At 74.8% G+C, this 12,663-nt stretch carries 12 protein-coding genes; 6 read left to right on the top strand and 6 right to left on the bottom strand.

What is annotated here, in order from left to right:
- The first annotated feature begins 46 nt into the window (after window positions 1-46).
- The 3 genes from G443_RS00535 (at window position 47) to G443_RS00545 (ending at window position 2,642) form a co-directional block, all read left to right on the top strand.
- Window positions 47-1,228: an alcohol dehydrogenase catalytic domain-containing protein gene (locus G443_RS00535; RefSeq protein ID WP_026418690.1), complete on the top strand. Its 1,182-nt coding sequence runs from the start codon at window positions 47-49 to the stop codon at window positions 1,226-1,228.
- A gap of 29 nt (window positions 1,229-1,257) precedes the next feature.
- Window positions 1,258-1,872, top strand: coding sequence for a flavodoxin family protein (locus tag G443_RS00540; protein ID WP_103056511.1), 615 nt, complete (start codon window positions 1,258-1,260; stop codon window positions 1,870-1,872).
- Between the two features lie 374 nt (window positions 1,873-2,246).
- Complete coding sequence (locus G443_RS00545) at window positions 2,247-2,642, top strand: hypothetical protein (protein ID WP_155886111.1); 396 nt, start codon at window positions 2,247-2,249, stop codon at window positions 2,640-2,642.
- Here G443_RS00545 and G443_RS00550 read toward each other — a convergent pair.
- Window positions 2,534-3,811 carry a glycosyltransferase family 9 protein gene (locus tag G443_RS00550; protein WP_211237522.1) on the bottom strand — a complete coding sequence of 426 codons (1,278 nt, stop codon included), beginning with the start codon at window positions 3,809-3,811 and terminating at the stop codon, window positions 2,534-2,536. The genes G443_RS00545 and G443_RS00550 overlap by 109 nt on opposite strands.
- A gap of 164 nt (window positions 3,812-3,975) precedes the next feature.
- On the opposite strand from G443_RS00550, the gene G443_RS00555 reads away from it, so the two are divergent.
- The 3 genes from G443_RS00555 to G443_RS00565 all read left to right on the top strand — a co-directional run bounded on the left by G443_RS00555 (window position 3,976) and on the right by G443_RS00565 (window position 8,034).
- Window positions 3,976-5,439: an aldehyde dehydrogenase family protein gene (locus G443_RS00555; protein WP_081715406.1), complete on the top strand. Its 1,464-nt coding sequence runs from the start codon at window positions 3,976-3,978 to the stop codon at window positions 5,437-5,439.
- Between the two features lie 178 nt (window positions 5,440-5,617).
- Window positions 5,618-7,117 (top strand): D-glycero-beta-D-manno-heptose 1-phosphate adenylyltransferase, encoded by a 1,500-nt coding sequence (gene rfaE2, locus G443_RS00560; RefSeq protein WP_051313950.1) that lies wholly within the window; start codon window positions 5,618-5,620, stop codon window positions 7,115-7,117.
- Entirely contained in the window at window positions 7,117-8,034 is a 918-nt protein-coding gene (locus tag G443_RS00565) for a glycosyltransferase family A protein (RefSeq protein WP_081715407.1), read from the top strand. Before rfaE2 ends, G443_RS00565 begins: the two co-directional genes overlap by 1 nt.
- A gap of 732 nt (window positions 8,035-8,766) precedes the next feature.
- Here G443_RS00565 and G443_RS00570 read toward each other — a convergent pair.
- From G443_RS00570 to G443_RS00590, 5 genes are all read right to left on the bottom strand, one after another.
- Window positions 8,767-9,648, bottom strand: coding sequence for a Rieske (2Fe-2S) protein (locus G443_RS00570; protein ID WP_035292030.1), 882 nt, complete (start codon window positions 9,646-9,648; stop codon window positions 8,767-8,769).
- A 94-nt stretch (window positions 9,649-9,742) separates the two neighbouring features.
- Window positions 9,743-9,937 (bottom strand): DUF2795 domain-containing protein, encoded by a 195-nt coding sequence (locus tag G443_RS00575; RefSeq protein WP_016698370.1) that lies wholly within the window; start codon window positions 9,935-9,937, stop codon window positions 9,743-9,745.
- A 172-nt stretch (window positions 9,938-10,109) separates the two neighbouring features.
- The gene (locus tag G443_RS00580) at window positions 10,110-11,000 is read right to left on the bottom strand and encodes a glycosyltransferase family 9 protein (RefSeq protein WP_253860085.1); all 891 of its coding nucleotides are present in this window, start codon (window positions 10,998-11,000) and stop codon (window positions 10,110-10,112) included.
- On the bottom strand, window positions 10,934-11,257 hold the full coding sequence (locus G443_RS00585) for a hypothetical protein (protein WP_253860086.1): 324 nt from the start codon (window positions 11,255-11,257) through the stop codon (window positions 10,934-10,936). Before G443_RS00585 ends, G443_RS00580 begins: the two co-directional genes overlap by 67 nt.
- Window positions 11,254-12,435 carry a glycosyltransferase family 4 protein gene (locus tag G443_RS00590; protein WP_051313918.1) on the bottom strand — a complete coding sequence of 394 codons (1,182 nt, stop codon included), beginning with the start codon at window positions 12,433-12,435 and terminating at the stop codon, window positions 11,254-11,256. The genes G443_RS00585 and G443_RS00590 overlap by 4 nt, the downstream gene beginning before the upstream one ends.
- Window positions 12,436-12,663 lie beyond the last annotated feature (228 nt).

The following is a 12,663-nucleotide window of genomic DNA, read 5'->3' on the forward strand; positions in this document are numbered from 1 at the left end:
CCCAGCAGTACGACGAGTAGCGCGAAGAGACGAGGTGGACGTACCGATGAAGGCCGTCGTGTGGCACGCACCCGGTGAGATCGCGGTGGAACAGGTGCCCGACGCGCGGATCCAGGAGCCGACCGACGCCGTCGTCAGGCTGACCGTCAGCGCGATCTGCGGAACGGACCTGCACATGGTGCGGGGCAGCCTGCCCGGGATGCGCCCCGGCACGATCCTCGGGCACGAGGGCGTCGGCGTGGTCGAGGAGGTCGGCCCCGAGGTCCGCAACTTCCGACCGGGAGACCGGGTCGTGATCCCCTCCACGCTGTGCTGCGGCACCTGCTCCTACTGCCGCGCCGGCTACACCGCGCAGTGCGACCGGGCCAACCCGCAGGGCGCCCTCGCGGGCACCTCGTTCTTCGGCGGGCCGGAGATGACCGGCCCGGTCGACGGGCTCCAGGCCGAGTACGCCCGCATCCCCTTCGCCCACGTCAACCTGGTGGCCCTTCCCGACGAGGTGACCGACGAACAGGCCATCGTGGTCAGCGACGTCTACCCGACGGCGTGGTTCGGCGCCCTGCTCGCCGAGGTGTCCCCGGGGGACGACGTCGCCGTGTTCGGCTGCGGCCCGGTGGGACAGCTGGCCATCACCTCCGCCCAGCAACAGGGCGCCAACCGCGTCCTCGCCGTCGACCACGTCGCCTCCCGGCTGGAGATGGCGCGGTCCCAGCACGCCGAGACCGTCGACTTCGACACCGAGGACCCCGTCGAGACCATCCGCCAGCTGACCGGCGGAATCGGCGTGGACCGGGTCATCGACGCGGTGGGCGTGGACGCAGAGGCCCCGGCGTGGGCCGCGCCCGAGGGGTTCCCCGAACAGCGGCGGGAGATCACCGAGCCGGGCGTCGAGGGAGGGGACCAGCTGCCGCCCATCGCCCCGAGCCAGGCCTCGGAGTGGGCGGTGCGGGCGGTGGCCAAGGCCGGGACGGTGGGGGTCGTCGGGGTCTACCCACCCACGATGGACCGCTGGCCGATCGGTACGGCGATGAACCGCAACCTCACCGTGAAACTCGGCAACTGCAACCACCGAACGCACATCCCGGAGTTGCTGCGCATGGTCCGGTCCGGTGTCGTCGACCCCCTCGCCTCGGTCACCCAACTCACCGACTGGGACGGCGTCATCCGCTCCTACCACACCTTCGACGACAAGGAACCCGGCTGGGTGAAGGTCGCGGTCGCGGTCTGACGGAAGAGCGAACCGATACGAGACGGGAAGTGGTCAGCGTGCGTGCCGTGGTGTTGAGCTGCACCCTGAAGCGGTCCCCGGCGAAGTCGAACACCGAACTGCTCACCTCCGTGGTGGTGGACGAACTCCGGGAACGCGACGTCGACGTGGAGCAGATCCGCGTCGTCGACCGCGAGGTCCCGCGCGGGGTCGAGACGGACCTCGGCGGAGCCGACGAGTGGCCGGAGATCCACCGCCGGTTGTTGGAGTCGGAGATCCTCATCGTCGCCACCCCGACCTGGCTCGGCCAGCCGTCCTCGGTGTCCCGCCAGGTCCTGGAACGGATGGACTCGATGATGTCCGAGACCGACGACGCGGGTCTCCCGGTGGCCTACAACAGGGTGGCCGGTGTGGTCGTCACCGGCAACGAGGACGGAGCGCACCACGTCATCAGCGAGACGAACGGCGCCCTCATCGACGTGGGGTACACCGTGCCAGGGCAGTCCTGGACCTACTGGAACATGGGGCCCGGACCGGGCCCCAACTACCCGGACGTCGACCACGGGCACCAGTGGGCACACCGCACGGGCCGCATGATGGCCTCCAACCTGGTGGCCGTCGCCCGCGCCCTCCAGCAGGCGCCGATCCCCGTGCCGCCGAGCTGACGCGCCGCGCCGGTCCGCCCCCCGCCGCGTCGGACCCGGCTGGGCCGCGTCCGGCGTCGGCGGCGGCGCGGCCGGGAGTGGTTCCTCCCCGCCGCCGTGCGGGGGTCGGAGCTGGGGCGCCCGAGTCCGTCGGGTTGGGCAGGGCGGCCAGCGCGCCAGCTCGCGGTGCGACCGGCCGCGTTCGCGCGAACGATGTCCGCGCCGACCACCCCGTCCCACCGGCCGATGAGGGCACCACCGACGAGCCGGCGACCTCCCCGGTCCCGCTGGGCGACCATCCGCACCGCCAGCCAACCGCCCATGGCCCACCCGGGGTGGTCACACGTTGTAGTGGAAGTTGACGGTGGGTGTTCGAGTGCTGGCAGGCTGCCAGGATGACGACGACACACCACCTCGCGCTCCGGGTCGCGCTCGGCGCGCTGATCTCGGCGGCCGCCCTGCTCGACCGCCCCCTGCTGCCCGATCAGGGGCCCGCACCCGTCGACGGGCCGTCCCCACCGGCCGTCGCGACGTGGCACGGCCCCGCCGACGCGGGCGAGCACGATGCGGTGGATCGCCAGGGCGCACGCCCCACCTCGGCGCCCGCGACCGGCGGCCCCCCGCTCCTCGTCGACGGCCCCAGGACGCCCTGGCGGCTCTGCGGCGACAGCCACCACGGCCGCTACGCGTTCTCCCCGGCCGGGAAGCCGCTGCGGTGCGCGCCCACCCCCGAGGTCCACGACGCGCCCGGCGACGAGTGGCGCTGGCAGCCGGTTCCCCGACTTCCCTGACGGTCGCGCGATCCGCCCCGGTCCGAGCCCGTCGGACCCCCCAGGAGCTCCCGCACGTCCGCCAGCACCTCGACGACCGGAACGTCGCCCACCATCGAGAACTCGTGCGCGCAGCGGGCGCCTTCCGGTCCGGCCGCGAGCACCCCGCACCGGGGGCAGCGGGTGAACCAGCTGAAGTGCACCGGATGTCGTGCCCGCCCCAACGCGGCCGCGTTGATCACGTTGCACGCCTGGAAGACCCCGACGGTGGCGGTGCCCACGGCCTGCGCCACGTGCCGGGGGCCGCTGTCGTTGGCGAGGACCACCCGCGCCGACGCCAGCACCCCGACCATGCCGGACAGGTCCAGCGTCCCGGGGAACTCCCGGACCTGTTCCCGGAGCCCAGCCGGGAGCCGCTCACGTGCCAGTCGCGCGGTACCGCGCACCAGCGCCTCCTCGTTCGACGACCCCAGGACGACGGCTCCCGCGCCGTCCCGCACCACCCGTTCGACGACCTCCGCGAACAGGGGTGGAGGCCAGCGGCGTCGAGGGTCCGTCGCGCCCGGGTGGACGACCAGCAGCGGTTCCGGCAGCCCGGACAGGGCGCTCGCCGCCCGGTCCCGGTCGCCGTCGGTGACGGGCAGCGCGGGGTCCACGACGACGGGCGGGGCACCGGCGAGGCCGACCACCTCCAGGTGGCGCAGCACCTCGTGCTGGTAGTAGCGGTAGGGGATCGTCCGTTCCAGCGGTTCGGCGTCGGGAGTCGCCGTCCCCACGGTGTGCCGGGCCCCTGTCCGCAGCAGGAAGGGGTTGGACCAACGCCCGCCGCCGTGCAACTGCGCTCCGAGGTCGAGGCGGAGCGCGGCCACCGAGGCGAGGAACGCCCCCTGGTCGACCCCGTCGTCCGGTTGACCGGGCGTCGGTTCGTGCACCCCGTGGGCCCGAGGCAGCGGCAGGCAGCGGTCCACGGGGCCGGGGCGACCGGCCAGCAGCGCCCGGTGCGCTCCGGTGCCGAGCAGGACCAGTTCCGCTTCCGGGTAGGCCGCTCGCAATGCGACGAGCGCCGGCATCACGAACATCAGGTCGCCGATGCCCCCGCCCCGCAGCACGCCGATGCGCCCCACATCCGGCCAGCGCCCCCCGGCCGGGCCGATCGGCGGCAACGCCGGTCCCGCGTCGTGTTCCCCCACGCCTGCCCCCTCCGGCCGAGTGACGTCCCCACCGAGAACTGCCCGACGGGCGCTGGGAGAAACGGCGGCCACCCCGCCGGTCACCACACGGAGGACGAGGAGGAGCAGCAGGAATGACCCCGACCGGCCCGGGTATCCGGCCAGCGACGGAGAGGAGGTGCCCCATGACGGAGCAGCTGGTGGGCGTCGACGGCGTGCGCGCCGCCACCGCCGTGTCCCCGGCGGACGGGACCGCCCCGGTGATCGAGGTGACCGACCCGGTCACCGGGACCCCGTTCGGCCGACTGGTCATGTCCAGTCCCGAGGAGGTGCGCGACGCGGTCGGTCTCGCCCACCGCCACCAGCCCGCGTGGGCCGCCACCCCGCCCGCCAGGCGGGGCCGCCTCCTCCACGAGATAGCCGAGGAGGTCCGCGCCTCGGCGAACCGGCTGGCCCGGCTGAACACGGCCGAGACCGGTCGACCGTTCTCCCAGGCCCTCGACGGGGTGCTGGCGGGAGCCGCCACACTCGACCAGTACGCCGAACTCGCACCGGTGCGCGGTGGCCGCGCCCTGCTCGGGGACGTGGCGGCCACCGACCTGATGGTGCCCGAACCTCGGGGCGTGGTCGCCGTCCTCACCCCGTGGAACGAACCCGTCGCGGTGGCCTGCGGGCTGATCGGCGCGGCCCTGGCGACGGGGAACACGGTCTGCTTCAAGCCGAGCGAACGGGCACCGCACCTGGGGCGGGCACTCGGCCAGGTGCTGTGCGCGCCGCTCCCGAGCGGCGTCCTGGTGCGGGTGACCGGCGACGGGCGGGTGGGGGCCGCCCTGGTCGAGGACCCCCGGGTGGACCTGATCGCCCACGTCGGTTCCACCGCGGCCGGCCGCCGCGTCCTGGCCGCCGCGGCCGTGCGGGGCGCGGCGGTGCTCGCGGAGAACGGGGGCAACGACCCGCTGCTGGTCGACTCCGACGTCGACCCGGTGTGGGCCGCCGGACAGGCGGCGATCGGGGCGTTCACCAACAGCGGGCAGATCTGCACCGCCGTCGAACGCGTCTACGTGCACCGGGCGGTCGCCGACCGCTTCGTGGCCGCGCTGGTCGACCAGGCCCGCCGGTACCGGGCCCGGCCACGCGACACCTCCGAGGTCGAACTGGGCCCGCTGGTCGACGTCCGGCACCGGGCGCACGTGCACGGCCACGTCACCCAGGCACTCGACGCCGGCGCCGAGGTCGGGTGCGGCGGCGTCATCCCACCCGGCCCGGGTTCCTCCTACCCGGCGACGGTGCTCACCGGCTGCCGACCCGAGATGGCGGTGTTCCAGGAGGAGACGTTCGGGCCCGTGGCCCCCGTGCGGGTGGTCGACAGTTTCGACCAGGCCCTGGCGGAGGCCGCCGTCGACCGCTACGGACTCGCCGCGACGGTGCTCACCGGGTCGATGGCCCACGCCCAGCGCGCCTGGCGGGAACTGCCCGTGGGCACGGTGAAGGTCAACGACGTGTTCGGTGGCGCCCCCGGGGGAGCGGCGCAACCCCGCCGGGACAGCGGCAACGGGTTCGGCTTCGGCCCGGAACTGCTCGACGAGATGACCACGGTCAAGGTCGTGCACCTGGGCCTGCCCGGCGACGTGGCGAACCCGGAACCCTGAGCCGCGTCCACACCGCCTCGGCCAACGGCACCCGCGCCAGCGGGCCGGTCGAGGCCGGGGGAGATGAGCGGCCGAAGCGCCCGGCGGGCCGTCGGCCCGGGGTCCTCCCGCCGTGGTCGGCCGCCCGGGCACCGCGCGCGGCCGGCGCACGGCGGACATCACGACCAGGAGGTGGGAGATGCTGTGGGGCCAGGAACCCGACACGACGTTGACGGTGGGACCCACCACGCCCGGCCTGCTGGCCGGCCGGCGACCGAGGGTCCTCGTCCTCGGGGACGTCCTGGTGGACGTCTGGCTGTCCGGGACTTCCCGTCGTCTCTGCCGGGAGGCTCCCGCCCCGGTCGTCGAGGTCGAACGGACGACCACGGCACCCGGCGGCGCCGGGAACACGGCGGCGAACCTCGCGGCCCTCGGGGCGGCCGCCACCCTCCTGGCCGTCACCGGGGACGACCCCGCCGGGCGGGCGCTGCGCGCGGCACTCACCGACCGGGGCGTGAACGTGCGGGACCTGGTGTCCGCGCCTGGCGGGCGCACGATGACGAAGTCCCGACTGATCTGCGGTGACCAGCTGCTCGCCCGTTTCGACGACGGCGACCAGGCCGACCCTCCCGCCGCGACGACCCGGGAACTCGCCAGTCTCCTCGCCGACCTGGTCCCGGACCACGACGCGCTCCTGGTCTGCGACTACGGCCTCGGCGTCGCCGGTCCACCGCTCCGCGACGCCGTCGCCGCCCTCCGGGAGGAGGTCCCGCTGCTCATCGTGGACTCCCACGACCCGGCGGAGTGGGCGGCCACCCGTCCGGACGTGGTCACCCCGAACGCCCAGGAGGCGGCGTCCCTGCTGGGCGCGGGCGGGCGGGGCCGGCGGCTCGCGCACCTCCAGCGCCACCGGGACCGCATCCTCCGCCGCACCCGCGCCGGCGCCGTGGTCGTGACCCTGGACCGGGACGGCTCCGTGCTGTTCAGCCACACCCATCCGGAGCACCGGACGTGGGCCAGGCCGGTACCCGACTGCCGGGCCGCGGGAGCCGGCGACACCTACGTCGCCGCGTTGACGGCCGGGCTCGCCAGCGGCCTGCCCCTGACCGGTGGCATGGAGCTCGCCCAGGCCGCGGCCGACGTGGTGGTCGCCCAGCCGGGGACCTGCGTGTGCGGGCCCGACCAGCTCGCCAGCCGGCTCGGGGACCGCGAGGGGGAGCCCGTGGGGCGGGAGCAGTTGGCGGCGGTCGTGCGCCGGCACCGCGACACCGGTCGGCGCATCGTGTTCACCAACGGCTGTTTCGACGTGCTGCACCGGGGACACCTCGCCTACCTGGCCCAGGCCAAGCAACTGGGGGACGTGCTCGTGGTCGCGGTCAACTCCGACGCGAGCGTGGCCAGGCTGAAGGGACCCGATCGCCCGGTGAACCCGGAGAACGACCGGGCCGCCGTGGTGGCCGGGCTGAGCTGCGTCGACCACGTGACGGTCTTCGACGGCGACACCCCGGTGGAACTCCTGCGCCTGCTCCGCCCTGACGTGTACGCCAAGGGGGGTGACTACACCCCCGAGATGCTGCCCGAGACGCCGGTCGTGCGGGGGTACGGCGGCGAGGTCCGGCTTCTCGACTACGTCCCGGACCGGTCCACCACCGCGCTGATCACCCGGATCCGGGCCAACGCGGACCGAGTGGTGGACTGATGGGCGCACCGCTGCCGAGGGCGGGTGCTCCCCGCCCGCGCGACCTGCCGGAACCGGCGGCACACCGGAGCACGCTCGACGTCCTGATCCCCACCAGGAACCGGCCAACCGAACTCGCGGTCACCCTGGCCGGCCTCGGTGCGCAGGACGATGACGACCGCTTCGGGATCATCGTGTCCGACCAGTCCGACGGGACCGCCTCCTACGACACCCCCGCCGCCCGTGCCGTGCTCCGCACCCTCCACCACCGGGGCCATGCCGTCCGGCTGGGTCGCCACCTGCCCCGGCGGGGGTTGGCCGAACACCGGCAGGCGCTCCTGGACGCGTCCGGCGCGGACCTCGTGCTCTGCCTCGACGACGACGTGTGGCTGGCGCCCGGCACGATCGCCCGGCTCCGCCGGGCACTGGCCGCGCTGGGGTGCGGTTTCGTCGGCAACGCCGTCGTGGGCATGTCCCACGTCGCCGACCGGCGACCGGCGGAGTGGGAGCCCTACGAGGAATGGCCGGGACGACCCGTACCCGAGGCGGTGGGGCCGGGCAGCCCCGCGATGGCCAGGTGGACCCTGCACAACGCCGCCAATCCGCTGCACCTGGCCGAACACGTGTTGACTGGCGCGGAGGACTGGCGGGCGTACAAGGTGGCCTGGGTGTCCGGCTGCGTCCTCTACGACCGCCTCGCGTTGGTCGCCTGCGGGGGCTACGACTTCTGGTCGGACCTCCCCGTCGAACACGCGGGGGAGGACGTCGCCGCGCAGTGGCGGGTGATGCGGCGGTTCGGCGGGGCGGGCGTCCTGCCTTCCGGTGCGGTGCACCTGGAGTCGCCCACCACGGTCCCCGACCGGGAGGCGCAGGCCACCGCCCTCCCGGAGTTCCACCGTGCCGGCGACGAGGCCGGGAGCGGGCGTGACCCCCGCTGAGGGCTCGGCAGGGGAGTCGGGCGCGATGTTGACGACTGGCTTCTCCGGCGTCGAACTCCTGGGGCTCCCAGACCGGGCACGAGCGACCGGTGGTCCCATCCTCGGTGTCTCGGTGTCTCGGTGTCTCGGTGTCTCGGTGTCTCGGTGTCTCGGTGTCTCGGTGTCTCGGTGTCTCGGTGTCTCGGTGTCTCGGTGTCTCGGTGATTCGGTGATTCGGTGACGTGACTGGCTGGCGGCGCGGACGCGGCGGCTCCGTCGCCGGGCTCCCGGACCCGAACGGGCCGCCGCCAACCCGGGCGCTGCCAGTGGACCTCCCCACCCGTGCGTCCCGTCTCGGGTGGACCGGGTGTCACCGTCGGCCAGGCGCGGAAGCGGCAGGTGAACGCCCGTCGGACCGGGATTCCGGGACCGAACCGGCCCCCGTCCCGATCGGGACCGGTCGTACCGGTCGTGACCCACCTACCGCTGGGCGGCGGTCCCGCTCAGGCCCAGAGGAGCTGCCGAACTGCGACGACCTGGCGCCGAGCCGTTCCCGAGGTCCGGGGCCGCCCGGACCAGGTGCCGGGGGAGTCGTCGATGCGGCGGATGTCGGGTCCCCCCGGGGCACTCCCGTCCCCGGTGCGGGGACCCGAGGGCGGACGCCTGGCCTCGGGTGCCGTCCACGAGCGGCCGACACCTCCGCACGTCGGTGGAGACGGGGGACGCCGGAGCGGAACCCGCCGGCCGGGAGGTTCAGCTCGCCGGGACGCCCGCGTAGGTGCGGGCCCGGGCCTCCACCCGGCCCGCCCGCACCCGGCTGATCAGCCGTGGCTGCGGCGCGGTCGCCGGCCCCCGCATGACCTCACCGTCGGAGAGGCGGAAGGTGCTGCCGTGCCACGGGCACACCAGGCAGCGGTGCCCGGCCACCTCCTCCACCTCCCCCTCGTGCAGGGGAGCGGAGAGGTGGCTGCACGCGTCGTGCAACACCACCACGTCCGAACCGCTGCGCAGCACGACGACCTTCACGTTGCCGGCGTCCCGGACCTCGGGGCGCCCCTCGCTGAAGTCGTCCAGCGGGCCGAGGTCGCACCAGTCGTTGGGGCCCCGGTGCGCCGCGTCCTCGGCGTGGTTGGGGCCCAGCGCCTGCCGGAACGACAACTCGCCGCCCAGCGTCGCGCCGGCGAGCAGGAAGAGCATGCCCACGCCGCCGGAGACCGAACCCGTGCGACCGGACCGGTCGCGGCGGGCCACGAACGACACGAGGTAGCAGGCGAGCCCGGCGGTGTTCAACAGCGCGTGCACCGTGCCGGTCCGCTGCTGCTCCTCGTGGGCGTCGGACCAGTCGGCCCAACCGCTCACCGCCGCGGGCATCGCGCTGGCGATCCCGGTGCCGACCAACACCCGCGCCGCCCGGCTCCCCGGCGTGGTGACGTCCAGCACGGCGGCCGAGAGGAAGCACCCGACGGGGAGCTGGACCATCGCGGGGTGCACCGGGTGGCCGAGCCAGACACCGTGGAGGGCGTCCTTCACGCTCCCCTCGGGCAGCACCCGCGTGACGACGCGGTGGATGCGGGAGTTCACCCTGTCCAGCCACTTCTGCTCCGCGATCCGGTCGGTGATTCGTGACAGCCTCATCTCACTCCTCCGCTGGGTGTCCCGGACTGCGCACGGGAAGGGGCATCAGCCGCCTGACACCCCAGCCGCGCCCCTTGGGGCGATCGTCGTGACGTCACACCTTGGAGAACGCCTCGCTCACGGCGTTCGGCCCGTCGAAGGTGCGGTCCTTGGGCAGCTTGCGCAGGCCGGACAGGATGTTCTCGTCTGCTCCGTGCTGTTGCGCGTGCTCGACGATCTGGTCCGTGCTCGCCGGGTAGTCCAGGTCCTTCAGCGACTTCTGCATCTGGATCGGGTTGGCGCTGGCCATGATCCGTCCCTCCTCCGGTGCCGGTCCGGACGGCGGTCCCACCGCCGCCGAGGTCCGGATGGACCTCCCTCCCGGGATGCCACGTGACGGCGCGGTGAAACGCCGAGCTGCCGCCCCGGGCACCCGCGCGCACGGCACGCCGGCCCGCGACGAGGCCCGTCCCGGCCGCCCCTCACCCGGCCGCCCCCGTGGCACGCTCCACCGCGAGGAGGACATCGGAGACGTCCAGGGCCGCCATGCACGCCGGACCGTGGGGCGACAACGGGCAGGCGGCCGACCACCAACAACCCTGCTCGGTGATCGCGGTGGGTCTGCGGTGGTCGCACCCGGGGAGGCCCTGGAGGTCGGAACCCGATGGGGAGACGAGCACCCGCCCGTCCTCCCCGTCTCGCCCGGGACGGGCCGACGCGCCGGTGGCGCGGGTACCCGCGCCACCGCCCCCGACCTGCCCCACCCCCCGTCGGCCAGCCTCGTGCGGTGAACCGGGTCCCGGCCCGAACCCGTACCGCGGCGTCGAGGTCGGCCCGAACAGCCCCACGACCCGCACTCCGAGTGAGGCGGCCAGCCGGGTTGGTCCCGTGTCGCCGCCGACGACCACCCCACCGCGACGCCCGACCTCGGCGTAGGTCGCGGCCAGCGCCCGGAGGTCCCCTCGGGGCAGCGGGGACGCCCCCCTCGGCACCGGTCCCCCGTCGGCGACGGCCAGCACCGGGGTGCCCGCCGCGCGCAGGGCGGCGGCGAGGGCGTCCCAGCTCGGACCCGGCCAGCGCTTGACGGCCATGCCGGCTCCCGTCACCAGGACGACCGGCGCCCGCCGCACGTGCGCCGGCACCACGCGCCCCAGCAGCTCCGCGCCGAGGAGGCGCTCGGTCGAGGTGAGGCGGACATGCCCAGGGCAGTCCAGGTCCTCGGTCCCGATCAGCCCCTCGTCGCGCAGGATCCGCAGGTAGCGGTCACCGACGCGTTCGTCGGGCGGCGGGTGGCGCCACAGGTCGGTCACCGCCCTGGCGCCGAAGCGCTCGATGAGGTCGGGGATGCCGTCGTAGCGGGTGGAGCTGACCACCAGGTCCGGGTCGACCCGTGCCAGCGACCGCTGGACGGCCTCGCGCTCACCGCCCCGCCCCGCCGTTCCGGAACCAGGACCGCCGTCACCGCCTCGTCCGCCTCCACCAGCGAGTCCCCTGGCCGGTGGGTGAGCAGGTGCACCTCCGCCCCGGGGTGGTTCCTGGCCAGTGCATGCACGGAGGGCAGGAGCATGAGCAGGTCCCCGAGACCGCCGAGCAGGTCGACCACCAGGATGCGCCGGTAGGTGCCGCTCACGACCACTCCCGCAGCACCGCCCGGTACACGCTGTGGTGTTCGGCGGCGATCACCGGCCAGTCGCGGCGACCCACCACCTGGCGGGCCCGGTCCGCCACACGTCGACGCAGGTCGGGGTCGGCCAGTACCCGGTGCACCGCCTCGCGGAGCGCCTCGGCGCTGCGGGTGGAGGGCGCCACCACCGTCGTCTCGCCGTCCACCAGGTCGGGATCGGGCGGGTCCGCTCCGGTCACCACCGTCGGCGTTCCGTGCGACATGGCCGCGAGGACGGCGCCGCTCTTGGTGGTGGCGCCCCCGGTGAACGGGAAGATCGCGGCGTCCGCCGCGCGCAGCAGGTCCGACACCCGCTCCTCCGGTTGGTACCCGGTGAAGGTCACGGCGTCGCCCACGCCCCGCCGCTGGGTGAGCTCGACCAGGTCGTCGTGGAACGCCCGCGCCTCCGGCTCGGGCAGGGCGCAGGAGACGAAGCCGCCGGCCACGCACAGGTGCAGCCCCGGGTGGGCGGCGCGGAGCGGTGGCAGCGCGTCGATCAGGTAGCGCAGGCCCTTGACCGGGTGGACGAACCCGAAGAACACGATCAGCGGGGCGTCCGCGCGCAGGCCCAACCCGGCGCGCACGCGGACCCGGGGATCGCCTTCCGGTCGTCCTACCGCGACGTTCGCGGCGAGCGGCACCACGTGCGGGGCCTGCCCCCACCGCCGTGCCACGACGCTGGCGTGCCCGGCGTTGGTGGTCAGGAGCGCCCGGCTCCTCGGAACCAGCCGCCCGGTTTCCCGGCACCACCAGCCTCGGGCCTCAGCCAGCCGCCAGAGGGCCCGGGGGAGTACCGCTGGCGGGTCCCAGGAACCGTACTCGTGCAGGGTGGTGACCAGGGGCACGCCTCGGGGCACCACCAGTGGCAGCAGGCCGGAGAGGCGGGAGAAGCCGTAGGCGGACGGCGCGAACTGGAGGTGCACCACGTCCGGAGCCCACCGGGCCAGCCGGCGGCGCAACGTGCGCAGCTGGTCCCACCGGCGGCCCGGCCCCTGCCCCGGGTGGAGGGACACCGGTGCCAGGTCCGCCGCGACCCCGGCGTTGGTCAGCGCGGGCAGCAGGTGGTGGACGTAGTCCGCGACCCCGTCCCTGTCCGCCGCCGTCGTCCCGCACACCATCGCCACCCTGGGCTGGTCAGCCGCCACCCCGCACCTCCGCGTTCCGCCCGGTATCCAGGGCGGGTGCCCCGACCCGCTCCCGGTAGCCGGGTGCCCGCCGGCCGCGGGTGCATGCCGGTTCGGCTGGGCCGCCACCGTGGCGGGGGAGGGTGGAGGTGTGCCCTGGCTGACCGCGTCCCGGCTGGCGCGGGGGACCGCCCGGTCGCGGGGTGCGCCGCGACGCCGGGCCGGACGGCCTGGGTACGCGCTGGCGGG

The sequence above is a fragment of the Actinoalloteichus caeruleus DSM 43889 genome, assembly GCF_000429185.2.
GTDB lineage: Bacteria > Actinomycetota > Actinomycetes > Mycobacteriales > Pseudonocardiaceae > Actinoalloteichus_B > Actinoalloteichus_B caeruleus.